Source organism: Raineyella sp. LH-20, from assembly GCF_033110965.1.
Lineage (GTDB): Bacteria > Actinomycetota > Actinomycetes > Propionibacteriales > Propionibacteriaceae > Raineyella.
This window is the reverse complement of the sequence record NZ_CP137003.1, coordinates 1,963,592-1,987,774: the sequence shown is the minus strand read 5'-3', so window position 1 is coordinate 1,987,774 and position 24,183 is coordinate 1,963,592. Positions and strand designations below refer to the sequence as shown.

At 70.7% G+C, this 24,183-nt stretch carries 21 protein-coding genes and 1 tRNA gene; 14 read left to right on the top strand and 8 right to left on the bottom strand.

From position 1 onward, the window contains the following. Positions 1-8: 8 nt before the first annotated feature. Genes R0146_RS08565 through R0146_RS08545 form a run of 5 tightly spaced genes read right to left on the bottom strand, consistent with a single transcriptional unit; the run spans position 9 to position 3,653 of the window. Entirely contained in the window at positions 9-611 is a 603-nt protein-coding gene (locus tag R0146_RS08565) for an NUDIX hydrolase (RefSeq protein ID WP_317688717.1), read from the bottom strand. A gap of 21 nt (positions 612-632) precedes the next feature. After that, positions 633-1,304 carry an FMN-binding negative transcriptional regulator gene (locus R0146_RS08560; RefSeq protein WP_317688715.1) on the bottom strand — a complete coding sequence of 224 codons (672 nt, stop codon included), beginning with the start codon at positions 1,302-1,304 and terminating at the stop codon, positions 633-635. An 8-nt stretch (positions 1,305-1,312) separates the two neighbouring features. After that, complete coding sequence (locus R0146_RS08555; RefSeq protein WP_317688713.1) at positions 1,313-2,029, bottom strand: copper homeostasis protein CutC; 717 nt, start codon at positions 2,027-2,029, stop codon at positions 1,313-1,315. A gap of 10 nt (positions 2,030-2,039) precedes the next feature. Continuing rightward, complete coding sequence (locus tag R0146_RS08550) at positions 2,040-3,191, bottom strand: dipeptidase (protein ID WP_317688712.1); 1,152 nt, start codon at positions 3,189-3,191, stop codon at positions 2,040-2,042. Between the two features lie 57 nt (positions 3,192-3,248). Beyond that, positions 3,249-3,653 (bottom strand): TOBE domain-containing protein, encoded by a 405-nt coding sequence (locus R0146_RS08545; RefSeq protein WP_317688710.1) that lies wholly within the window; start codon positions 3,651-3,653, stop codon positions 3,249-3,251. Positions 3,654-4,200: 547 nt separating this feature from the next. On the opposite strand from R0146_RS08545, the gene nifH reads away from it, so the two are divergent. The 8 genes from nifH to R0146_RS08505 are packed head-to-tail and all read left to right on the top strand — an operon-like array spanning position 4,201 to position 17,061. Beyond that, positions 4,201-5,025: a nitrogenase iron protein gene (gene nifH / locus R0146_RS08540; RefSeq protein WP_317688708.1), complete on the top strand. Its 825-nt coding sequence runs from the start codon at positions 4,201-4,203 to the stop codon at positions 5,023-5,025. A 23-nt stretch (positions 5,026-5,048) separates the two neighbouring features. Further along, entirely contained in the window at positions 5,049-6,773 is a 1,725-nt protein-coding gene (gene nifD / locus R0146_RS08535; protein ID WP_317688706.1) for a nitrogenase molybdenum-iron protein alpha chain, read from the top strand. Positions 6,774-6,789: 16 nt separating this feature from the next. Continuing rightward, positions 6,790-8,175, top strand: coding sequence for a nitrogenase molybdenum-iron protein subunit beta (gene nifK / locus R0146_RS08530; protein ID WP_317688704.1), 1,386 nt, complete (start codon positions 6,790-6,792; stop codon positions 8,173-8,175). 2 nt (positions 8,176-8,177) lie between these two features. Beyond that, positions 8,178-9,575, top strand: coding sequence for a nitrogenase iron-molybdenum cofactor biosynthesis protein NifE (nifE, locus tag R0146_RS08525; RefSeq protein ID WP_317688703.1), 1,398 nt, complete (start codon positions 8,178-8,180; stop codon positions 9,573-9,575). Beyond that, positions 9,572-10,984: a nitrogenase component 1 gene (locus R0146_RS08520; RefSeq protein WP_317688701.1), complete on the top strand. Its 1,413-nt coding sequence runs from the start codon at positions 9,572-9,574 to the stop codon at positions 10,982-10,984. The genes nifE and R0146_RS08520 overlap by 4 nt, the downstream gene beginning before the upstream one ends. A gap of 10 nt (positions 10,985-10,994) precedes the next feature. Beyond that, on the top strand, positions 10,995-12,281 hold the full coding sequence (locus R0146_RS08515) for a radical SAM protein (RefSeq protein ID WP_317688699.1): 1,287 nt from the start codon (positions 10,995-10,997) through the stop codon (positions 12,279-12,281). 45 nt (positions 12,282-12,326) lie between these two features. Then, entirely contained in the window at positions 12,327-15,911 is a 3,585-nt protein-coding gene (gene nifJ, locus R0146_RS08510; protein ID WP_317688697.1) for a pyruvate:ferredoxin (flavodoxin) oxidoreductase, read from the top strand. A gap of 4 nt (positions 15,912-15,915) precedes the next feature. After that, positions 15,916-17,061, top strand: a complete 1,146-nt coding sequence (locus R0146_RS08505) for a LeuA family protein (protein ID WP_317688695.1) — start codon at positions 15,916-15,918, stop codon at positions 17,059-17,061. An 81-nt stretch (positions 17,062-17,142) separates the two neighbouring features. On the opposite strand, the gene groL is transcribed toward R0146_RS08505, so the two are convergent. Further along, positions 17,143-18,765: a chaperonin GroEL gene (gene groL / locus R0146_RS08500; protein ID WP_317688693.1), complete on the bottom strand. Its 1,623-nt coding sequence runs from the start codon at positions 18,763-18,765 to the stop codon at positions 17,143-17,145. A gap of 224 nt (positions 18,766-18,989) precedes the next feature. Between groL and R0146_RS08495 the strand changes: the two genes are divergently transcribed. After that, the gene (locus R0146_RS08495; protein ID WP_317688691.1) at positions 18,990-19,457 is read left to right on the top strand and encodes a hypothetical protein; all 468 of its coding nucleotides are present in this window, start codon (positions 18,990-18,992) and stop codon (positions 19,455-19,457) included. Here R0146_RS08495 and R0146_RS08490 read toward each other — a convergent pair. Continuing rightward, a complete protein-coding gene (locus R0146_RS08490) occupies positions 19,400-19,696 on the bottom strand; it encodes a DUF3263 domain-containing protein (RefSeq protein ID WP_317688689.1) in 297 nt (98 codons plus the stop codon). The two genes, R0146_RS08495 and R0146_RS08490, sit on opposite strands and share 58 nt — an antisense overlap. A 69-nt stretch (positions 19,697-19,765) precedes the next feature. On the opposite strand from R0146_RS08490, the gene R0146_RS08485 reads away from it, so the two are divergent. The 3 genes from R0146_RS08485 to R0146_RS08475 all read left to right on the top strand — a co-directional run bounded on the left by R0146_RS08485 (position 19,766) and on the right by R0146_RS08475 (position 21,148). Further along, positions 19,766-19,840, top strand: a tRNA-Thr gene (locus R0146_RS08485). Positions 19,841-19,889: 49 nt separating this feature from the next. Then, positions 19,890-20,621, top strand: coding sequence for a hypothetical protein (locus tag R0146_RS08480; RefSeq protein WP_317688687.1), 732 nt, complete (start codon positions 19,890-19,892; stop codon positions 20,619-20,621). Continuing rightward, positions 20,618-21,148: an O-acetyl-ADP-ribose deacetylase gene (locus R0146_RS08475; protein ID WP_317688685.1), complete on the top strand. Its 531-nt coding sequence runs from the start codon at positions 20,618-20,620 to the stop codon at positions 21,146-21,148. The genes R0146_RS08480 and R0146_RS08475 overlap by 4 nt, the downstream gene beginning before the upstream one ends. A gap of 10 nt (positions 21,149-21,158) precedes the next feature. Here the strand turns inward: R0146_RS08475 and R0146_RS08470 are convergent, their stop codons facing one another. Beyond that, positions 21,159-21,971: a DedA family protein gene (locus R0146_RS08470; protein ID WP_317688682.1), complete on the bottom strand. Its 813-nt coding sequence runs from the start codon at positions 21,969-21,971 to the stop codon at positions 21,159-21,161. A gap of 95 nt (positions 21,972-22,066) precedes the next feature. Between R0146_RS08470 and R0146_RS08465 the strand changes: the two genes are divergently transcribed. Both R0146_RS08465 and R0146_RS08460 read left to right on the top strand, forming a co-directional pair. Continuing rightward, a complete protein-coding gene (locus R0146_RS08465) occupies positions 22,067-22,876 on the top strand; it encodes a transglutaminase-like domain-containing protein (RefSeq protein ID WP_317688679.1) in 810 nt (269 codons plus the stop codon). Between the two features lie 204 nt (positions 22,877-23,080). Beyond that, positions 23,081-24,178, top strand: coding sequence for an ABC transporter ATP-binding protein (locus R0146_RS08460; RefSeq protein ID WP_317688677.1), 1,098 nt, complete (start codon positions 23,081-23,083; stop codon positions 24,176-24,178). Positions 24,179-24,183 lie beyond the last annotated feature (5 nt).

Here is a 24,183-nt window from a genome sequence, read left to right as displayed (position 1 = left end):
GACCGGCGTCAGTCGCTACCAGGAGTGACGGGCACCACCGGCACCGTCGACTCGGCCTCGACCAGCCCGAGCTCCAGCGGCCAGTCCCGGGGCAGGTCGCCGAGCGCCACCAGGTCGAGCAGACCCTCCGGCCAGATCCACTCCTCCGTCCCGGCGATAGCGCTCAGCGGCCACCAGCGCGAGCCCTTGAGGGTCAGCTGCTCGTCCTCGGTGTGACCGTCGGTGGACACCCGGAAGTGCGGGGTGGCGAGCAGGAAGAACCACTCCTCCTGCTCCAGCACCTGGTCGGAGTAGCCGTGCCGGACCGTACGATGCGCGATCGGCCCGACCAGGTCCTCCTCGGCCGCGACGTACCCGGTCTCCTCCTGCACCTCCCGCACCGCGGCCTGTGCCGGGGTCTCGTCGCCGTCGATGCCGCCGCCCGGGGTGACCCACCAGCGCGACCCCTCCAGGCCGGGATCGGAGTCGTGGAACAGCAGCACGGCCGGCTCCTGCTCGCCCGGGCCGACGATGACCACCCGGGAGGCCCGTCGGAACTTCCACGGCCGCTGCGCGGGATCGACCGCGATGCCGGGACGTTCATGGAAGTGGGGCTGGTGCGCGGAACTCACGGCCCCAGGGTAACCGGCGACTCAGCCGCGGCCGCGGGAGCGTACGTCGGCGACCAGCGCCGCCCGGGCGGTGGCGGCCGGCAGGCTGACCCGCTCCAGGTAACCGGCGCCCTCGTCGTCCCCGGCCGCACGGAGCCGGTCGATCAGCACCGCCAGGTCGGCGGGCGTCTTGTTCTGGGCCATCTTGGCCTTGCCGGACCAGCCGGTGATGACAAACTCGACCCCGATGACGGCGCGCAGCATCCGGTCGACGAAGTCGCCTGGCGGGTCCTGCACCGTCCACTCCGCCGCCGGCTCGTGCCGCTCGGTCAGCACCGTCACCGCCTCGCGGGCCCAGTCGAGGTCGTCGTGCAGCCGCACCTCGCCCCGGACGTGGACGGTGACGTAGTCCCAGGTCGGCACGACCTTGCCGTGCTCGGCCTTCGACGGCAGCCCGACCGGGCTGACGTAGTGCTCGGTGCCGTGGGCGATGACCAGGCCGGGCCCGGTGATCGGCTCGCGCACCTGCGGGTTGTTGCGCTGCACGTGGGCGATGAGGCGACCGTACGGTGCTGGCGTCGGGTCGTGGACGAACGGGAGGTAGGTCGCCTCCAGCTCCTCGCCGTGCCGAGTGACCAGGTCGGCCGCGTCCACCGCGGCCAGGAGCGTACGGATCTCGTCGTCGCTCATCGCGAAGTGCTGCGGAATGTACATGTTCCCGATCATGCCCCACGGGCGCCGGCGGCCCGTCGGTCGGCGCGGTCGAGCAGGTCGCGCCAGCTGTGCACCAGCCCGGCATCCACCCAGGCCTTGAACGATCCCAGCGGGCGCACCTGGACATCGACGTGGAAGGCGCGGATGCCGGCACGATGCAGCCAGGGGACGTGTTCGGGCTGCAGACCGCCGGCGACCATCAGGTTCTCCGCCGCCCACCGGTCGGTGCGGGCCCGCTCGACCAGGTCGTCCAGGCCGTGCTCCACACCGCGGGCCGAGCCTGCGCTCATCACCTGGTCGAGCCCGGGCAGCCGGCGCAGCGCCGCCCAGGCGTGGTCGAAGTCGAGACACTGGTCGACCGCCCGGTCGAAGGTCCACGGCCAGCCGGCGTCGTCCGCCACGGCGGCACACACCGCCACGTCGACCGCCGACCAAGCGTCCAGGAAGCCCATCACCATGCCCTCGGCACCGGCGTCGAGGTAGCCGGCCGCCAGGCCGCGCAGCCGGGTCACCTCGCCGCCGTCGGTCGTCCACCCCTCCCGCAGGCGCAGCGTGACGCGGACCGGCAGCCGGGTGGCGGCGCAGACCTGCGCCACCAGGTCGGGCTCCGGCGAGTGCTCACCGGCACCCGCCCGGGCCACCAGGTGGACCCGATCGGCGCCGCCCTCCTCGGCCCGGCGGGCGTCGTCGGCGTGCCCGATCAGCACCTCGAGGACACTGTCCATCGCCCCTCCGTCAGGCCGGCCGCATCGCCGCGGCCTCGTCGGCCGGGTCGCGTCGGGTGGCACGCATCGCCGAGGACCGGTCCTCGACCTCGTGGAGCACCCGGGACATGTTGCGCCAGCCGACCTTCGCCAGGTCGTCGTGGCTCCAGCCGCCGCGGGCCAGTGCCTCCCACAGCCGCGGATAGCAGGACACGTCGGACAGCCCGTCGGGCAACCAGGTGGTGCCGTCGAAGTCGGCGCCGACGCCGAGATGGTCGACGCCGACCACTTCGCGCAGGTGCTCGAAATGCGCGACGACGTCCTCCAGACCCGTCGGCGGCATGGCGATCGGATAGGTCTCGTAGAACGCGCCCATCTGGTCGTGGTCGTGCACGTCGAGCCCCTGGTGGCGGGCCTCGTCCTCGGCGCGGCTGCGCCACTCGTACGCCGCCTCGGAGACGAACGGCGCGACGAAGGTGACCATGCACAGCCCGCCCTGGGCGGCCAGGTCGGCGAGGATCTCGTCCGGAACGTTGCGCGGATGCGGGCAGACCGCTCGGGCCGAGGAGTGCGAGAAGATCACCGGGGCGGTGGAGACCGCCAGCGCGTCGGCCATCGTGTCGACCGAGGTGTGGGAGAGATCGACGATCATCCCGAGCCGGTTCATCTCGCGGACCACCTCGGTGCCGAAAGCGGTCAGCCCGTGGTGGCGCGGCTCGTCGGTGGCCGAGTCGGCCCAGTCGTTGTTCTCGTTGTGGGTGAGGGTCAGGTAGCGCACGCCGAGCCGGTGCAGCGTACGCAGCACGCCCAGCGAGTTGGCGATGGAGTGTCCGCCCTCGGCGCCCATCAGGGAGGCGATCGGGGCGTCCGGGCCGGCCGCGACCAGCCGGTCGAAGGCGTCCGCGTCGTCGACCCGGCGGAAATGGGTCGGATAGCGGCCGATGAAGGCGTCGACGGCGTCGATCTGCTCCAGGGTGGCGGCGACCGCCCGGTCGCCGGCCAGCGTGCCCGGGACCCAGACCGACCAGAACTGGGCGCGGACCCCGCCGGCCCGCAGCCGCGGTACGTCGGTGTGGAACTCGGGGCGGGGCTGGTCGAGTTCATGGGCCAGCAGGTCGTAGCCGTGTTCCCTCAGTGCCCAGGCGAGGTCATTGTGTCCGTCGACCACCGGTATCAGCTCCATGGGGCCATTGTGGCCCACCGGTGCGCGGTGCGGCCGTCGGACAACACGACCCGCCGCTCACGGCAGCGCGGCGGAGGTCTCGACGATCACCTGGGTGGCCTTCACCACCGCCACCGCCACCGCCCCCGGTGCCAGCCCGAGCTCGCGGACCGCCTCGGTGCTCATCAGCGACACCACCCGGTGCGGGCCGCACTGGAGCTCCACCTGGGACATCACCGGGTCGGAGGTCACCGCGGTGACCAGTCCGACGAACCGGTTGCGCGCCGACCGTCCGACCGGGGCGGGGTCCGGCACCGGGGCGGCGCGGGAGCGGGCGAACTCTGCCAGCACCCGTCCGTCGATCACCTTGCGTCCGCCGGCGTCGGTATCGGCGACCAGCACCCCACCCTCGAGCCAGCGCCGCACCGTGTCGTCACTCACGCCGAGGAAGGTCGCGGCGTCCCGAATCCGTAACTGCGTCATATCATCCATGAAAGCCACTGATTCGCGTACGAAAAAGAGTTCGATCGAACGCTTAACAGGATGTGTACAAATCAGGTGACAAGGCTCACACTTGTTGTAGTATGACGTCGCGTAGTACACTCCGGAAAAGCACTTCTTGGGGTGCTTGGTCGACTGCGCCCCACAATATCTCGTTGAAAATCGTCGGATCGCGGACAGCTCGCCTCGAAAGCCAATATGACAAGGTGGAACGCTGTCTTTGTCGTCCGTCGGAGGAAACCCGTGCGAGTGACGCGAATTCCTCACAGAGGCCCCGCGGCGACTCCCTTTGATAATTCTGTGAACTGGCAAACGGCTGACCGGTAGGGAATTTTTCAACACGACGGAAACATTCCTTTTCGTGACCGTAACAACGCCTTGGAAGACTTTTGCGTACCGACGGCGAAGAGGCCCCGACGGACGACAGCAGCATGATCTGCGGTCGCACCGGGCACCATGCCGGTGCAGCACCCGTCGGGATCTCTCGGCCGTCCGCACCCAGTGCCCCACACCTGAGAGGTCTGTTCCAATGCGCAAAGTCGCTATCTACGGCAAGGGCGGGATCGGGAAGTCGACCACCACCCAGAACACCGTCGCCGGGCTCACCGAGATGGGCCGCAAGGTCATGGTCGTCGGCTGCGACCCCAAGGCCGACTCCACCCGACTACTGCTGGGCGGCCTGGCCCAGCGCAGCGTCCTCGACACCCTCCGTACCGAGGGCGAGGACGTGGAGCTGGAGGACGTCCGCTCCGCCGGCTTCAGTGACTCGCTCTGCGTGGAGTCCGGCGGCCCCGAACCCGGGGTCGGCTGTGCCGGCCGTGGCATCATCACCTCCATCAACCTCCTCGAGCGCCTCGGCGCCTACGACGAGGACCTCGACTACGTCTTCTACGACGTCCTCGGCGACGTCGTCTGTGGCGGCTTCGCGATGCCGATCCGGGAAGGCAAGGCCGAGGAGATCTACATCGTCGCGTCCGGCGAGATGATGGCGATGTACGCCGCCAACAACATCTGCAAGGGCGTCAAGAAGTTCGCCACCACCGGCAAGGTCCGGGTCGGCGGCATCATCTGCAACAGCCGCAACGTCGACAACGAGTACGAGCTGATCGACCACTTCGCCCGCGAGCTCGGCACCCAGATGATCCACTTCGTGCCCCGGGACAACGACGTGCAGCGCGCGGAGATCAACAAGAAGACGGTCATCGACTGGAACCCCGAGTGCAACCAGGCGAACGAGTACCGCACGCTCGCCCGCGCGATCGAGGACAACGACATGTTCGTCATCCCCAAGCCGATGAGCCAGGACACCCTCGAGGGCCTGCTGCTCGAGCACGGCATGCTCGAAGCCGCCTGACCCTTCCGACCCCGGAGCCGACCATGAAGAAACTATCCGAGATCCCCGCTCCTTCCGCGGCCTCCGTGGCTGCGGTCGACGTGACCGCGGTCTCCCGCCTCGACCTGGCCACTCCCCGGACCCCGGTCTCACTGCCCCATCAGGCCCCCGACGCCGAGACCCTGGTGCCGGAGCTGCTGAAGTCCTACCCGCCCCAGGTGCTGCGCAAGCGCCGGCGCCACATCCGGGTCAACGATCCGGACACCATCCCCGAGATCGAGGCCAACGTCCGCACCGTGCCGGGCATCATCACCCAGCGCGGCTGCTGCTACGCCGGCTGCAAGGGCGTGGTGCTGGGCCCGGTGACCGACATCGTGCACATCGTGCACGGCCCGGTGGGCTGCTCCTACTACGCCTGGATGACCCGCCGCAACCAGGCCGACGTCCCCGAGGGTGCGCAGAACTTCCTCAACTACGCCTTCACCACCGACATGACCGAGCACGAGATCATCTTCGGCGGGGAGCAGAAGCTCGCCCAGGCGATCCGCGAGGCGTACGACCTGTTCCACCCGAAGGCGATCGCCGTCTTCTCCACCTGCCCGGTGGGCCTGATCGGCGACGACGTGCACGCCGTCGCGACCCAGATGCGCAAGGAGCTGGGCATCAACGTGTTCGGCTTCTCCTGCGAGGGATACAAGGGGGTCAGCCAGAGCGCCGGCCACCACATCGCCAACAACGGCCTGTTCAAGCACGTGGTCGGCACCGAGGAGCTCCCGGCCGAGCTGCGGGAGAACCCGTTCCGGGTCAACCTGCTCGGCGAGTACAACATCGGCGGCGACGCCTTCGAGCTGGAGCGGGTCTTCGCCCGCTGCGGCATCGAGCTGGTCGCCACCTTCAGCGGCAACGCGCAGTACTCCGAGCTGGCCCACGCCCAGGACGCCAACCTCAATCTGATCATGTGCCACCGCTCGATCAACTACATGGCCGAGATGATGGAGACCAAGTACGGCATCCCGTGGGTCAAGGTCAACTTCATCGGCGCCGAATCCACCGCGAAGTCACTCCGCAAGATCGCCCGCTACTTCGACGATCCCGCCCTGACCGCCCGGATCGAGGCCGTCATCGCCGAGGAGATGGCCGCCGTCGAGCCGATCCGCAGCTCCATCCGGCCCCGGGTCGCCGGCCGTCCGGTGATGCTGTGGGTCGGCGGCTCGCGCGCCCACCACTACCAGTCGCTGTTCGGCGACCTGGAGATGCCGGTGGTGGCGGCCGGCTACGAGTTCGCCCACCGCGACGACTACGAGGGCAGCACCGTCCTCGGCTCGATCACCATCGACGCGGACTCCCGCAACATCGAGGAACTGGACGTCGCCCCCGACCCGGAGGCCTACCGGCCACGCAAGTCCGTCACCGACGTCGCCGAACTCGCCCTCAACGGCCTGAAGGTGGGTGAGTACGAGGGCATGATGCCCGAGATGGCCAAGGGCGCCATGGTGGTCGACGACATCAGCCACGTCGAGCTCGAGCGCCTGATCGAGGCCTACCACCCGGCCCTGGTCTGCTCCGGCATCAAGGACAAGTACGTCATCGAGAAGATGGGCGTGCCCTGCAAGCAGCTGCACAACTACGACTACGGCGGCCCGTACGCCGGATTCCGCGGTGCGATCAACTTCTACAAGGAGATCGACCGGATGGTCAACGCGAAGGTATGGAACCTGATCGCCCCGCCCTGGGCCGCCACGTCCGGCTCCGCCACGTCGGCCCACTGAGCCCCGAGGAACTCCCATGCTCGAACACACCCCCACCCCAGTGGTGGAACGCAGTGCGCTGCGGATCAACCCGGCCAAGACCTGTCAACCGATCGGCGCGATGTACGCCGCGATGGGCATCCACCGATGCCTGCCCTACAGCCACGGCAGCCAGGGCTGCTGCTCCTACCACCGCAGCCACCTGACCCGGCACTTCAAGGAGCCGGTGATGGCCGCCACCAGCTCGTTCACCGAGGGCGCATCGGTCTTCGGCGGCCAGCCCAACCTCTTGCAGGGCCTCGGCACCGTCTTCTCCGCGTACGACCCGGATGTCGTGGCGATCACCACCACCTGCCTGTCGGAGACCATCGGCGACGACATCCCACAGATCGTCGGCGAGGCCGAGCGCCAGCACCTGATCCCCGACGGCAAGTACGTCATCCACGCCAACACGCCGAGCTATGTCGGCTCGCACGTCACCGGCTTCGCCAACATGTGTACGGCGATGGCCCGCTACTTCGCCACGCCGATCACGACCAAGCCGCGCAGCACCGACCGTTCCCGGGTCAACATCGTGCCCGGCTTCGTCAATCCGTCCGACATGCGGGAGATCCGCCGGCTGGCCGAGGCGACCGGCCTGGCGGTGACGATGTTCCCGGACACCTCCGGGGTGCTCGACGCCCCACAGACCGGCCACCACGAGTTCTATCCCGCCGGCGGCACGACGGTGGAAGAACTGCGAAACCTCGGCCGGGCCAAGGCCACCCTGGCGCTGGGTCCGTGGGCGTCGCGGGACGCCGCGGTGGAGGTGGAGCAGCGCGCCGACGTCCCTCGTGAACTGCTCGACCTGCCGATCGGGATCGCCGCCACCGACCGCTTCCTGCAGGTGCTGGCCTCCCGCGGCGGCACCATCGGGTCCGAGCTGGAGGCCGAGCGCGGCCGGCTGGTCGATCTGGTCGTCGACGCCCAGCAGCATTTCTACGGCCGCAAGGTGGCCATCTTCGGCGATCCCGACCACGTGCTGTCGCTGACCGAGTTCTGCCGTGACCTGGGCATGATCCCGGTGCACGTGCTGACCGGGACGCCGGGCAAGAAGTTCGTCAAGCGGGCGGGCGAGATCCTCGGACCAGCCGCCTCGGCCGCCAACATCGCCGCCGACGCCGACCTGTTCACGCTCCACCAGTGGATCAAGAACGAGCCGGTCGACCTGCTGCTGGGCACCACGTACGGCAAGTACATCGCCCGGGCCGAGGACATTCCCCTGGTCCGGGTCGGCTGGCCGGTGCTCGACCGCTACGGCCAGGGTCTGCTGCCGACCCTCGGCTATGCCGGCGGGGTGCAGCTGGCCACCCGGATGCTGGACGCCCTGCTCGACCGGCGCGACCGCGACGCCGTCGAGCACGAGTTCGAGCTGGTGCTGTAGCCATGTCTCCCCGGGAGGGCGCCATGGCGGGGGTGCTCGCCGCACGGACCCGCCAGATCGCCCGCGCCGGCTCCGGAGGTGCTGATCTCGACTGCGACAAGCAGTCGGTGGCCGGCTCGGTCAGTCAACGGGCCTGCACGTTCTGCGGGTCCCGGGTGGTGCTCTACCCGATCGCCGATGCCCTGCACCTGGTGCACGGCCCGATCGGTTGCGCGGTCTACACCTGGGACATCCGCGGGGCCCTGTCCAGCGGTCCGGAGCTGCATCGACTGAGCTTCTCCACCGACCTGCGGGAACGGCACGTGGTGTTCGGTGGCGAGCGCCAACTCGAGGACAGTCTGATGGAGTTGATCGAACGGCACTCGCCCCGGGCTGCCTTCGTCTACGCCACCTGCATCGTCGGCGTGATCGGCGATGACGTCGACGCGGTCTGCCGGACCGTGTCGGGCCGCACCGGGATCCCGGTGATCCCGGTGCAGTCGGAGGGCTTCCAGGGATCGAAGCGGCAGGGCTACGACGCCGCCTGCACGGCACTGCTGAGCCTGATCGGCACCGGCGACACCACCGGGATCAGCCCGCACAGCGTCAACCTGCTGGGCGACTTCAACCTGGCCGGGGAGATCTGGATCATCACCGAGTACCTGCGCCGGATGGGGGTGGAAGTCGTCGCCAATCTGACCGGCGACGGCCGGGTGGACCAGATCCGCCGGGCCCACGGCGCCGCCCTCAACCTGGTGCAGTGCTCGGGCAGCACGACCGAACTGGCCCGACAGATGCAACGCCGCTACGGCGTCCCGTTCCAGAAGGTGTCCTACTTCGGCCTGGACGACATGGCGGCGGCCCTCTACGGGATCGCCGAACACTTCAAGGACCCGGTCCTGCTGGACCGCACCCGCAGCTTGGTCGCTGAGGAGATCGCCGCGGTGCTGCCGGTGGTCCAGGAATGCCGGGCCGCCCTGGAGGGCCGTCGGGCGGCGATCTACGTCGGGGGCGCCTTCAAGGCGATCTCGCTGGTCAAGGCGCTCCGGCTGTTGGGCATGACGTCCGTGCTGGTGGGCAGTCAGACCGGCACCGCCGAGGACTACCGCTACCTGGCCGAGCTGTGCGATCCCGGCACCGTGATCGTCGACGACTCCAATCCCGCCGAGCTGGCGAGATTCCTGGCCGAGGAGAAGGTCGACCTGTTCGTCGGTGGGGTCAAGGAGCGTCCGCTCGCCTACAAGCTGGGCGTGGCGTTCTGCGACCACAACCACGAACGCAAGATCCCCCTGGAGGGATTCATCGGCATGGCCAACTTCGCGAAAGAGGTGCGGGCGTCGGTCTGCAGCCCGGTCTGGCAGTTCGCCCCCCGCCATCGCGAGCCGGTCCGCCCGACGCCGACCGAGGAGGTCCTGTCATGAGCGTCTCCACATCCTCCGAGGCCCTGGCCTCCGGCTCGGTCTCCACCACCAACGCCTGCCGGATGTGCATGCCGCTCGGCGCCGGCCTGGCCTTCTCCGGCTTCGAGGGCACCGTGCCCTTCCTGCACGGGTCCCAGGGGTGCGCGACCTACATCCGCCGCTACCTGATCAGTCACTTCAGCGAGCCGATGGACATCGCGTCCTCCAGCGTCGGCGAGGCCGCCACCGTCTTCGGGGGTGAGGCGAACCTGCGCGAGGGCGTCCGCAACGTCACCCGGGTCTACCGTCCGGAGATGATCGGCGTCGCCACGACCTGCCTGACCGAGACCATCGGTGAGGACGTCTCCGGCATGCTCGGGCGGATGGGTCCTCCCGAGGAGCGTACGGCGCCCGACGGCACCCCCGGCCCGGCGCTGGTGCACGTCCCCACCCCGTCCTATGCCGGGACGCACGCCGACGGCTTCCATGCCGCGGTCACCTCGACCGTGACCGCGCTGGCCCGGCCCGCCTCCGACGGCAGTGTGCCCGGCGCATCGGACGGCAGCGTGAACGTGCTGCCGGGCATCGTGTCCACCGCCGACCTGCGCCACCTGCGCGAGCTGGTCGCCGGCTACGGCCTGGCGCCGCGGCTGATGCCGGACTGGAGCGACCGCCTGGATGGGGTCAGCATGGACCACTACGAGATGCTCACCGCCGGTGGCACCCCGCTCACCGAGGTCGCCGCCAGTGGAGCGGCCGCCGCCTCGATCACCCTGGGCGGTCTGGTCAGCCCCGGGATCACCCTGGCCGGTGACCTGCTCGCCGAGAGCTTCGGTGTGCCACACCACCGGCTGGCGATGCCTGTCGGCATCCGGCTGACCGATGCCCTCACCGACCGGCTCACCGACCTCTCCGACCGGCCGATGCCCGACTGGTCGGCCGCCGAGCGCGGGCGACTGATCGACGCGTACGTCGACGGCCACAAGTACGTCGCCGAACGCACCGCGGTGGTCTACGGCGACGAGGACCTGGTGCTCGGGCTGGCCGTCTGGCTGGCCGAGATCGGCATCACCCCGGCGGTCTGTGCGACCGGCGGGCGCTCCGGCCGGCTGGCCGCCGAGATCGCCCGGCTCGCCCCCGAGCTCGACGGCCGCGTCGAGGTCGTCGAGGACACCGACTTCCGCCGGATCGGCGAGGCGGCCCGCCGGATCCGACCGGACCTGCTGATCGGGCATTCGAAGGGCTACCGGCTGGCCCGCGAGCTGGACATCCCGCTGGTCCGTGTCGGCCTGCCGATCCACGACCGGGTCGGCGCCCAGCGCGTCCGCCACCTCGGTTACCGCGGCGCCCAAGAGCTGTTCGACCGGGTCGCCAACACACTCATCGCTGACCGGCAGGACTCCTCCTCCGTCGGTTACGCCTACATGTGAGGAGATCCCGATGACCGCACCGTTGACCCCCACCAAGGTCCCGCTCACCGACCATCCCTGCTTCGACGAGGCTGCCCGGTCGCGTACGGCCCGGGTGCACCTGCCGGTCGCCCCTCGCTGCAACGTGGCCTGCAACTACTGCAATCGCAAGTTCGACTGCGTCGCCGAGTCCCGCCCCGGCGTCTCCTCGACCGTCCTCACCCCCGAACAGGCCGCCGACTACGTCGACACGGTCCGCCGCGAGGTGCCCCACCTGGCCGTGGTCGGCATCGCCGGCCCCGGTGATCCGTTCGCCAACGCCGACGCCACCCTGCGGTCCCTGCGCCTGGTCAAACAACGCCACCCCGATCTGCTGCTCTGCGTCTCCTCCAACGGCCTGGGCGTGCCCGGTCACCTCGACGAGATCGCCGGCCTGCAGATCAGCCACGTCACGATCACCATGTCGACCGTCGACCCCGGTGTCGCCGCCCGGATCTACCGCTGGGTCCGCGACGCCGACCGTCGCGTCTACCGCGGCCGGGAGGCAGGCGAGCTGATCATCGCCCGGCAGCTGGAGGCGATCCGCGGGCTGAAGGAGCGCGGCGTGACCGTCAAGGTCAACACCGTGCTGGTACCCGAGGTGACGCTGGACGGCGTCGCCGACGTCGCCCGCACCGTCGCCGCCCTCGGCGTCGACACCATGAACGCGATGCCGCTCTACCCCGTCGAGGGCACCCCGTTCGGTGAACTCGGCGCCCCCAGCACCGACCAGGTCGCCCGGGCCCGCAGCGACGCCGGCCAGCACCTGCCCCAGATGACCCACTGCCAGCGCTGCCGCGCTGACGCGGTCGGCATGCTCGACGACGACCACGACCAGACCGACGTCGACCGGCTGATGGCGGCCCGCGTCAACCGTGGCCACGCCCGACCGCACATCGCCGTCTGTTCCCAGGAAGGGTTCCTGGTCAACCAACACCTCGGCGGCGCGGACGTGGTCTACATCTACGAGAACGCCGACGTCGACGGCCGGATCACTCCCCGCCTGATCGACACCCGCACCACTCCGCCCGAGGGTGGCGGCGCCGGACGATGGGCCACCCTCGCCGGCACGCTGTCCGACTGCCGGGCGCTGATCTGTCACCAGCTCGGCGGCTCCCCCCGTACGGTCCTGCAGAGCGCGGGCATCTCGGTCTACGAGTCCGACGGCCTGATCAGCGAGGCGGTGACCGACGTCTTCGCCGGCCGGACCCCGCGCCGGGCGCTCCCGCCACGGGACTGCGCCACCTCCTGCTCCGGGCCCGGCACCGGCTGCGGCTAGGACCGTCACCGGCGCCCGCTCCCACCCATTTCCTCGGAGGACACCATGACCCTCACCATCCCGACCCCGACCACCACGCCACCCCCTGCCAGGCCCGACCGCTGGCACTGTCTGGACGGCAACGAGGCCGCGGCCTCGGTCGCCCACCGGCTCAGCGACATCTGCGCGCTGTACCCGATCACCCCGGCCTCACCGATGGGCGAGGCGGCCGATGTCTGGAGCAACAAGGGCCGCACCAACCTGTGGGGACGGGTGCCGCGGATCTACCAGCTGCAGTCCGAGGCCGGAGCGATCGCCACCCTGCACGGAGCAGTCCAGTCCGGGATGATGGCATCCAGCTTCACCTGCTCCCAGGGGCTGCTGCTGATGCTGCCGAACATGTACAAGATCGCCGGTGAGCTGACGCCGGCGGTGCTGCACGTCGCCGCCCGGGCCATCGCCACCCACGCCCTGAGCATCTTCGGGGACCACTCCGACGTGATGGCCGCCCGCTCCACCGGCTGGGCGATCCTCGGTTCGACCAGCGTGCAGGAGGCCCACGACATGGCGGCGGTCGCCCACGCGGCCACCCTCGCGGCGCGGATCCCCTTCCTGCACCACTTCGACGGGTTCCGCACCTCGCACGAGATCAACCGGATCCGGATGCTCACCGACGACCAGCTGCGCTGGCTCGTCGACGAGCGGGACGTGCTGGCCCACCGCGCCCGCGCCCTCACCCCCGACCGTCCGGTGCTGCGCGGCACCGCGCAGAACCCCGACGTCTACTTCCAGGGCCGGGAGGTGGCCAACCCCTTCTACGACGCCGCCCCCGGCATCGTCGAGGGTCTGCTGGACCGGTTCCACCAGCTCACCGGCCGCCGGTACGGCCTGGTCGAGTACCACGGCTCTCCCGAGGCGGACCGGGTGGTGGTCGTGATGGGGTCGGCGAGCCACACCGTACGGGCCACCGCCGACGCGCTCAACGCCGCCGGGGCCAGGGTCGGGGTGCTGACTGTACGACTCTACCGACCGTTCCCGGCGGCGGCTCTGGCCGCCGCCCTGCCACGCACGGTGCGCGCCGTCGCAGTGCTGGACCGGGTCAAGGAGCCGGGCGCCGCCGCCGAACCACTGCACCTGGACGTCGTCGACGCCCTGACCGAGTGGCTGGCCGATCCGCCCCGGGTGATCGGTGGGCGCTACGGCCTGGGGTCGAAGGAGTTCGCACCGCGGGACGCGGCGGCCGTCTTCGACGAACTGCAGCGGCTGCTGGGCGGGGAGGCGGTCCGGCGGCGTTTCACGGTCGGCATCACCGACGACGTCACCCGGCTGAGCCTGCCGACCGATCCGGGCTTCCGGCTGCCGACCACGGCGGTCCAGGCGGTCTTCTACGGACTGGGCTCGGACGGCACGGTCGGAGCCAACAAGGCCTCGGCGAAGCTGATCGGGGAGAACACCGACCGCACCGTACAGGCCTATTTCGTCTACGACTCCAAGAAGTCCGGGTCGACCACCGTCTCCCACCTGCGCTTCGGGCCGGACCCGATCGACGCTCCCTACCTGATCGAGCAGGCCGACTTCGTGGCCGTCCACCAGTTCGGCCTGCTCTCCACCCTGCCGGTGCTCGACGTGGCCAAGCCGGGGGCGACGGTGCTGCTGGCGACACCGTACAAACCGGACGTGCTGTGGAAGAAGCTGCCCGGCGCGATCCAGCGGGCCGTCCTGGCCAAGGACCTGAAGGTGTACACGGTCAACGCCGCCAAGGTCGCCCGCAAGGTCGGTCTGGGCCGACGGATCAACACCGTGATGCAGGCCTGCTTCCTCGCCCTGGCCGATGTCCTGCCGGTCGAGCAGGCGCTGGCGTTGGCCAAGGACAGCGCCCGGAGGACGTACGCCAAACGTGGCCCGGCGATCGTCCAGGCCAACCTGGATGCCCTCGACGCCGCCCTCGCCGCGATGGCACCGCTGGTGGTGCCCGACGACCCGACCTTCAACGACCTGCCCCCGGAGACGACGCTCCCGTCCGACGGGGACCTCGCGCTGCGGACCGTACGCCACCTGCTGGCCGGCTCCGGCGAGCGACTGCCGGTGAGCGCGATGCCCGCCGGCGGCACCTTCCCGACCGGCACTGCCGCGCTCGAGAAGCGCGCGCTGGCGACCGAGCTGCCCTCCTGGGAACCGGAGATGTGCCTGGACTGCGGCAAGTGCACGCTGGCCTGTCCGCATGCCGCGATCCGGATGAAGGTCTTCGGCCCCGAGTGGCTCGACGACGCCCCGGACGGCTTCCAGGCCAAGGAGGCCGCCGGGCGGGAGTTCGCCGCGGGCAGCCGGCTCACGGTCCAGGTCGCCCCCGACGACTGCACCGGCTGCACGGTGTGCACCAGCGTCTGCCCCACCTCCGCCCTCGGCATGGTCCCGGCCGCCGGTGTCCGGAGCGCCCAACGCGCCGCCTTCGCCCACTACCTGACCATCCCGGAGACCGACCGCACCACCCTGCCGGTGGACACGGTGCAGGGCTCGCAGCTGCTGCAGCCGCTTTTCGAGTTCTCCGGAGCCTGCAGCGGCTGCGGCGAGACCCCGTATCTGAAGCTGGTCTCCCAGCTCTTCGGCGACCGGATGATCGTCGCCAACGCCACCGGCTGCAGCTCCATCTACGGCGGCAACCTGCCGACCACCCCTTGGGCCCGCGACGGGTCGGGGCACGGACCGGCGTGGAACAACTCGCTGTTCGAGGACAACGCCGAGTTCGGCATCGGCCTCCGCCTGGGCGCCGGCGAACGGGCCGGCCAGGCCCGGGCCCTGCTCAGTGGGCTGGCCGACGACCTGGACCTGCCCGCCGAGGTACTGACGGGGCTGCTCAGCGAGGACATCGCGGTCACCGACGAACGGGCGATGGCCGACCAGCGGGCCCGGGTCGGCCGACTGCGCACCGCTCTCGACCGACTCGACCCGACGCCGCAGCAGGCCACCGCGGTGGACGCCCTCGCCGGACTGGCCGACGCCCTGGTGCCGACCTCGGTGTGGGTGGTCGGCGGCGACGGCTGGGCGTACGACATCGGGTTCGGTGGCCTGGACCACCTGCTGGCCTCCGGGGAGGACATCAACGTCCTGGTGCTGGACTCCGAGGTCTACTCCAACACCGGCGGGCAGGCCTCCAAGGCCACCCCGATCGGCGCGGCCGCGAAGTTCGCCGCCTCCGGGAAGACCACCCGCAAGAAGGACCTCGGCCTGCTGGCCCAGGCCTACCGAGACGTGTACGTGGCCCAGATCTCGATCACCGCCGACGACGAGCAGGCGGTGCGGGCGATGCGCGAGGCGGCCGCCTATCGAGGGCCGTCACTGGTGATCGCGTACGCCACCTGCATCTCGCACGGGGTCGATCTGGCCCGGAGCGCCGAGCGGCAGCGGGCGGCGGTCGACAGTGGCCACTGGCCGCTCTACCGCTACCACCCCGAGCCCACGCCCGGTGCGGATCCGGTGTTCACCCTGGATTCCCCGGCGCCCTTCCTGCCGCTGCGTGAGTTCTACGCCGCCGAGTCGCGGTACCAGTCGGTGGCCCGGGCCGATCCCGAGCGCAGCGGCGCCCTGCTGGAGCGGGCGCAGACGGTGGTGGACGAACGCTGGGCGCTCTATGCCCGGCTGGCGGGCGAGTGATCCGATGCCGGGTCTGGTCGACACGACCCTGCGCGAGGGCGCCCAGGCTCCGGTCGGCTATCTGGACCCCGGCCGGCAGCGCGAGCTGCTGGCCGGGGTGATCCGGATCGGCGTGGAGGAGATCGAGGTCGGTCACACCGCCGCCGAGGCGACGTACGATCCCGAGCCGGTGGCCGACCTGCTCGACCTGGCCCACGACCTGGATCCGGGGGTGCGCCGGGCGCTGTGGTGCCGGGCCCGGCCGGACGACCTCCGCGCGGCGGCGGCGCTGCGGCCGGAGGTGGTGTCGTTCGCCCTGCCGGTCTCCGACCTGCACCTGTCCCGCCGGCTGGGGCGCGGCCACGACTGGGCCCTGGCCCAGGTCGGCCGGTTGGTGCGGATCGCCCGGGACGCCGGGATCGGCTACGTGTCGGTGGGGTGTGAGGACGCCACTCGGGCCGACACCGGCTTCCTCGCGGCGGTCCTCCGGGCCGCCCGGGTGGCCGGCGCGGACCGGATCCGGATCGCGGACACGGTCGGGATCGCCGCGCCGGGCGAGCTCGTCGCCTTGGTGGACCTGGCGCGCCGGTGGTTCGACGGGGATGTCGGTGTGCACCTGCACGACGACTTCGGGATGGCCACCGCCGGCGCGGTGGCGGCGCTGCAGGCCGGGGCCGACTGGGCCGACGTCAGCCTCACCGGGCTGGGCGAGCGTGCCGGGATCTCCCGCACCGAGGAGGTGGCCGGATGGTATGTCGCCCGCTGCGGCGCCGACTACGATCTGCGGGCCGCCCGCGACATCGCCCGGCGGCTGGCCAGCTGGGTGGGGCGGCCGGTGCCACCGCAAGCGCCGGTCGTCGGCGCGGACCTGTTCACCTGCGAGTCCGGACTGCACCTGGCCGGGCTGGTCGCCGACCCCGCCACGTACGAGCCCTATCCGCCCGAACTGGTCGGCGCGACCCGCACCTGGCGGCTGGGGCGGGGGGCCGGGCGGGCCGCCGTCGCCGGACTGGTCGGCGCCGCCGAGCCGTTGGCCGGCGCCGCCCGGGTCCGCCGCGCCGCGCTGGCGCGGGGGCGGTCGCTGAGTGTCCAGGAGTGCGCCGACCTGCTGGCCACGCCCGCCGAGCCCGCCGGTCCGGGCCCCACAGAGCCGGCCGGCCGTCAACGGTGACGGCCCGCCCCCCGGATGACGGCACGGAGGGCGGCCCCGTACGGGACCGCCCTCCGAGGTGAGGACCAGGAAAGGGTCGGCTCAGAAGCCGACGCCGCCCATCTCGTCGCCCGCGTGGCCGGCCGGCGCCTGGACCGGCTCCGGCTTGTCGGCGATGACGGCCTCGGTGGTGAGGAACAGCGCCGCGATGGAGGCGGCGTTCTGCAGCGCGGAGCGGGTCACCTTGGCCGGGTCGATGATGCCCGACGCGACCATGTCGACGTACTCACCGGTCGCGGCGTTGAGTCCCTGGCCGGCGGGCAGGTTGGCGACCTTCTCGGCCACCACGCCGCCCTCGAGGCCGGCGTTCTCGGCGATCTGCTTCAGCGGGGCCTGGACCGCGCGGAAGACGATCTGGGCGCCGACCTTCTCCTCGCCCTGCAGGTCGAGGGAGACGGCCTTGGCGGCCTGGATCAGGGCCACGCCACCGCCGGGCAGGATGCCCTCCTCGACGGCCGCCTTGGCGTTGCGGACGGCGTCCTCGATGCGGTGCTTGCGCTCGTTCAGCTCGACCTCGGTGGCAGCGCCGACCTTGATCACGGCCACGCCGCCGGCCAGCTTGGCCAGCCGCTCCTGCAGCTTCTCGCGGTCGTAGTCGGAGTCGCTGTGCTCGATCTCGGCGCGGATCTGGTTGACCCGGCCCTCGATGGCGTCGGCCTCGCCGGCACCTTCGATGATGGTGGTCTCGTCCTTGGTGACGATGACCTGGCGGGCGGAGCCCATCAGGGTCAGGTCGGCCTGCTCCAGCTTGAGGCCGACTTCCTCGGAGATGACCTGGCCGCCGGTCAGGATGGCCATGTCGGCCAGCATCGCCTTGCGACGGTCGCCGAAGCCGGGGGCCTTGACGGCGACGGACTGGAAGGTGCCACGGATCTTGTTGACGATCAGGCCGGCGAGGGCCTCACCCTCGACGTCCTCGGCGATGACGACCAGCGGCTTGCCGGCCTGCATGACCTTCTCGAGCACCGGCAGGAGCTCCTTGAGGTTGGAGACCTTGGAGTTCACCAGCAGGATGTAGGGGTTGTCGAGCACGGTCTCCATGCGCTCGGTGTCGGTGACGAAGTAGGGCGAGATGTAGCCCTTGTCGAAGCGCATGCCCTCGGTGAGCTCGAGCTCCAGGCCGAAGGTGTTCGACTCGTCGACGGTGATGACGCCTTCCTTGCCGACCTTGTCCATCGCCTCGGCGATGATCTCGCCGACCTGGGTGTCAGCGGCCGAGATGGAGGCGGTGGCGGCGATCTGCGCCTTGGTCTCCACATCGGTGGCCATCGCCAGCAGCTGCTCGTTGATCGCGGCGACGGCCTTCTCGATGCCCTTCTTCAGGCTCATCGGGTTGGCGCCGGCGGTCACGTTCTTGAGGCCCTCGCGGACGATGGCCTGGGCCAGCACGGTGGCCGTGGTGGTGCCGTCACCGGCGACGTCGTCGGTCTTCTTGGCGACCTCCTTGACGAGCTCGGCGCCGATCTTCTCGTACGGCTCCTCGAGCTCGATCTCCTTGGCGATGGAGACACCGTCGTTGGTGATGGTGGGGGCGCCCCACTTCTTCTCCAGCACGACGTTGCGGCCCTTGGGGCCGAGGGTGACCTTGACTGCGTCGGCGAGGGTGTTCATCCCCCGCTCGAGGCCGCGGCGGGCCTCGACGTCGAATTCAATCAGCTTTGCCATGTCCCGGGAGTCCTCCCGCAAATCGAGGCACGCGGCCCCGTTGCTTGTCCGTAGTGTCTGGGTGTTCCAGTGTCTGGTGTCCATGCAACCGGTGCCCGCGACGGACGGCCCGGTCGGGCCTCACCAGTCCCACGTACGTAGCACTCACCCGCGGGGAGTGCCAAAGCAATTGTTAGCACTCGCCCCGAGGGAGTGCAAACACTCCGGGTGGGAGACTGCACCACATGGAGGAACCCGCGGCCGACCACGATCGGCTGGTGCACGTGCGGACGGTGACCAACTGGATCAACCTGTCCACCCCGCTCGGGCTGGCGCTGGCCGCCGCCGGCCGCTGCCGGATCGGTCGGGGCCCGCGCGGGCTGTGGCTGGCCGAGGGCTATCGATGGGGTTTCCCGATCGCCGGTGCCTTCACCGTCGGGTCGGTGGTGATCACCGGGGGCCGGTTCGACGAGATGACCGTACGGCTGCCGCGGTTGCTCGCCCACGAGGAACGCCACGCCACCCAGTGGAGTGCCTGGCTGGGGCTGCCGATGCTGCCGGCCTACCTGGTCGCGATGGCCTGGTCGTGGCTGCGGACCGGCGACCTGGCGTCCGCGAACGCCTTCGAGGTGCGCGCCGGGCTGGCCGACGGCGGTTATCGGGAGGCCGTGCCGGGGCGGCCGTTCAGACGGCGGGCCGAGCGTTCCCGCTGACGTCGGTCGCGCTCCCGGCGCAGCCGCTGGACCAGCAGCGGGTCGTACGCCAGGGCCGCCGGGTCGTCCAGCAGGGCGTTGAGCGCCTGGTAGTAGCGCGTCGCCGAGAGACCGAACTGCTCGCGGATGCCCTCGTCCTTGCCGGCGGCGTACTTCCACCAGGCACCCTCGAAATCGAGCAGCCGCCGCTCCCGTTCGCCGAGTTCCGGGAAAGGGGCGGCGGGGACGGAGGCGGTCATGGAGCCATGGTAGGGGCGCCGCGCGCGGTTTCGACATCCCTCGCGGGGCACGGCACAATGTTGGCCTGCGCTCCCGTAGTTCAACGGCCAGAACAGCTCTCTTGTAAAGAGCAGACCAGGGTTCGACTCCCTGTGGGAGCTCCATCGGCGGTCTCCCCTCCGGGGAGCCTGGTGGCGCTATACCGTAGACCCCATGGCCCCTACCTCTCCCTCCGCCGGCGCCCCGTGGTCCGAGACCGCGTACCACGAGGTCGTCCGCACCGGTCGTCAGTTCGCCGAGCAGGTCCTGATCCATCTCGAGCGGCTGGCGGCGCTGCGGCCGGGCTCGGATCCGCGTGACCTGGAGGATGCCGACATCCGACTGGAGGGTGCCCTGCTCGATTTTCAGGACGCCCAGGTCGCCTACTGCGGGCGTGGGTTCGGCTTCCTCGGCGACGCCGACGAGGGACGTACGTCGTCCGCCGGCGGTGCGACCGGCACGTCGGGACCGGCGGGGGGGCCGGGCGCGATGGCAGGCCGCGGGCCGTCGGCGTCCGGGGCGGCCGGGTTTCCCGGATCGGCCCCGGGACCGATCCCGCACGGTGACGTCGTCTCGGTACTGACCCGCCACGACTTCGAGCTCGTCGACCAGGACGCCGTCGAGGACACCGCCCGCCAGTTCGCCAACCTCGCCGGGGCGACGCCGGTGCCGCCGGGCGATCTCGGCTACGCCATGGCGATCCTCAATTACATGGGGCTGGGTCAGTTGACCACCACGCCGGGGCTCCGTCCGCTGCTCGAGGTCAATGCCGTCTCGTCACGGCCGACCTCCCCGTCCCGCCGCGAGATCGACGCCACCGACGGGGTGGACGACCTGTTCGACCCCGGCGAGGTGCTCAACTACCAGACGAATTTCTGGGACCCCGGCCAGAACCACCTCTCATGAGCAACCACGCGTCCGTCACCCTGGTGCTCGGCGACATCACCGAGCAGCGCGCCGATGCGATCGTCAACGCCGCCAACTCCAGCCTGCTGGGCGGCGGCGGTGTCGACGGGGCGATCCATCGCGCCGGCGGCCCGGCGTTGCTGGAGGCTTGCCGTCGGCTGCGGGCGACGAGCCTGCCGGACGGTCTGCCGCCGGGCCAGGCGGTGGCCACCACGGCGGGCCGTCTCGACGCCCAGTGGGTGATCCACACCGTGGGCCCGATGTGGACGCCTGCCGAGGACCGCACCCACCTGCTGATGTCGTCCTACCGGGAGTGTCTCCGGGTGGCCGACGAACTCGCCGTGTCGACCATCGCCTTCCCGGCGATCTCCGCCGGAGCGTACGGCTGGCCGGTGCGTGACGCCGCCCGGATCGCCGTCACGACCGTGTCGACCACCCCGACCCAGGTGGCCGAGGCGACCTTCGTGCTGCGCGACGAACAGACCTTCCGGGTCTTCCAGGAGGCCCTGCAGGAGTTGCGGGGCTGAGCCGACGTCCTCAGTCGGCGACCCGGACGGCCTTCCGACGCCGGTCGCCCCAGAGCATGCCGCCGATCACCACGGCGAGCAGCACCAGCGACAGCCAGATGCTGTACTTCGCGTACGTCTCGACGATCCGGACCGCCGGCTCGCCCAGTTGGTGACCGAGCAGGAGGTAGACCCCCTGCAGGACGGCCGCACCGACCGCATCGACGACGAGGAACCGGCGCCACGACATTCCGGCCGCGCCGACCGAGGCGTAGATGATCGGGGCGGGCAGCGGGATCGGCAGGTAGGTGACGAGCACAGCCGGCACCGCCCAGCGCAGCGCGAACCGCTCGGCCCGTTCGTTGCGCTTCCGGGCCCGCTCCGAGGTGCCGGTCATCACCTCCAGCAACCCGCGTCCCCACAGCTTGCCGGCCCAGAAGTAGACCCAGTCGAACTTGAGGATGCTGAGGGTGGCCAGCAGCCAGCCGAGCCACCACCAGTGGTCCCCGGTGGCGGAGAGCGCGCCGATCATCACCACGGCGGTCCGAGACCCGGACACCGCAGCGAGCACGTACGGCGTGTAGCCGAGCAGCACCGGGCGCAGCGGCAGCATCACCAGCGAGTAGATGCCGACCAGTCCGATCCCGCTCCAGCAGACCAGGTCACGCCGGGTCGGTTCGTGCGACCAGGGCAGCGACGGGTCGTCCCACCAGGGCCGGTCCTGCGTCTCCCCCTCGGCGGCCTCGTCAGTGACGGCTTCACCGACGGCAGCCTCGTCGACGGCAACCTCGTCGGTGGCGGGCTCGTCGGCCCGCGACACGGGCTCGGGGGCTGGGTCGCTCATCGGCGCTCCTTCCGGACGGCTGTTCGGATGATACGTGCCGGGAACCACACCGTGTCGAGTCGACAACCGGTCACCGGCATCGATAGGAATTCGCCATGCGGCGCACCCTCCACACCAGCCTGTCCGGAGACCTGTCCGGGCCCCAGACCGTGTACGCGATCGTGGCCGCTGCCACCACGTACGCCCCGACCCAGGAGTCACTGGTGGTCACCCTCGACGGGAAGCCCGCCGACGTCTCCCAGCTGGTCGGCCCGCACGGCACCCGCTTGCATCGCTTCGGCACCGAGGCCGGCACCGAGCATCCGGTGCACTTCACCCTGGCGTACGACGCGGTGCTGGACGGCGAGGCCCCACCACCGCTCGACGACCCGGTGGACCTGCCCACCTACCTGCGACCCAGCCGCTACTGCGAGAGCGACCGGCTCGGCCAGTTCGCCCGCACCCAGTTCGGCGGTCTCACCGGACCGGCGCTGATCGAGGCGGTCGGCGGTTGGGTGCACGACAACGTGGCGTACGTCCCGGGCTCCACCGGCCCCTCGCACTCGACGATGGACGTGCTCGAGTCGCGTCGGGGCGTCTGCCGTGACCACGCACACCTGGTGATCAGCCTGCTGCGCGCCCGCAACACGCCGGCCCGGTTCGTGTCGGTGTGGGCGCCGGGGTTGTCGCCGATGGAGTTCCATGCGGTGGCCGAGGCCTGGCTCGACGGCCAGTGGCTGGTCGTCGACCCGACCCACCTGGCGCCGCGGCGGACGATGGTCCGGATCGCCACCGGCCGCGACGCCGCCGACAGCGCCTTCCTGTCCAGTTACGGCGCCGGGCTGCGGCTCACCGGCTACACCGTCCGGGCCGACGTGGACGAGCCGGCGACCGACGACCACCTCACCGCGGTGCTGCTCGGCTGACCCGGCCGGGACTGACCCGGCGGACCCGCGGTCGCGGGAGGCCGCCCCGCGGCCGACCGGTGCGAATGGTAGCGTCCGGTACCGGCGCCTGTCGCGACTTCCACCGGCCGGCGTCGGGCTCCGGTACCCCGACGGTCATACTGGGAGCACATTCCAGTCGGATCGTCGGGCACGTACCTGCCCGTGGAAAGGAGAACCACCCGTATGGCCACCGTGTCCTTCCGCGAAGCGACCCGCATCTATCCCGGCGCCGACCGCCCCGCGGTCGACAAGCTCTCCCTGGACATCGCCGACGGCGAGTTCATGGTGCTGGTCGGCCCCTCGGGGTCCGGCAAGTCGACGACGCTGCGGATGCTGGCCGGCCTGGAGGAGGTGACTGCCGGTTCGGTGTGGATCGGCGACCAGGACGTCACCACGCTGCCGCCCAAGGACCGTGACATCGCCATGGTCTTCCAGAACTACGCGCTCTACCCGCACATGACGGTGGCGGACAACATGGGCTTCGCCCTCAAGATGCAGAACGTCCCGAACGAGGAGCGGGCCGCCCGGGTGCTGGAGGCCGCGAAGCTGCTCGGCCTGGAGGACTTCCTGCACCGCAAGCCGAAGGCGCTCTCCGGCGGGCAGCGCCAGCGGGTGGCGATGGGCCGGGCGATCGTCCGCAAGCCCCAGGTGTTCCTGATGGACGAGCCGCTGTCCAACCTCGACGCGAAGCTGCGGGTGACCACCCGTACGCAGATCGCCTCCCTGCAGACTCGACTGGGGATCACCACCGTCTACGTCACCCATGACCAGATCGAGGCGATGACCCTCGGGGACCGCGTCGCCGTGCTCGACGAGGGCGTGCTGCAGCAGGTGGACAGCCCGATCGCCCTCTACGACACGCCGCGCAACCTCTTCGTCGCCGGTTTCATCGGCTCCCCGTCGATGAACCTTCTGCAGGGCCGGGTCGTCGAGGGCGGCGTACGCCTCGGCGACTGGATCGCCCCGATCCCGCGCCAGGTGCTCGACCGGGCCGACCCGGGCGCCGGGGTCACCCTCGGCATCCGGCCCGAATCGCTCGCGCTGTCCCACGACGAGCGCGGTGTCGAACTGTCCGTCGAGGTGGTCGAGGAGCTCGGCGCCGACGCGTACCTCTACGGTGCGCCGACCGCGACGATCCTCAGCAGCCGCCAGGAGTCCGATCGGCTGGTGGCCCGGATCTCCACCCGGCACACCCCCAAGCGCCACGAACGGGTGCGGCTGATGGTCGACCCCGGCGACGTGCACGTCTTCGACAACGCGACCGGCCTGCGGATCTCCTGACCGCA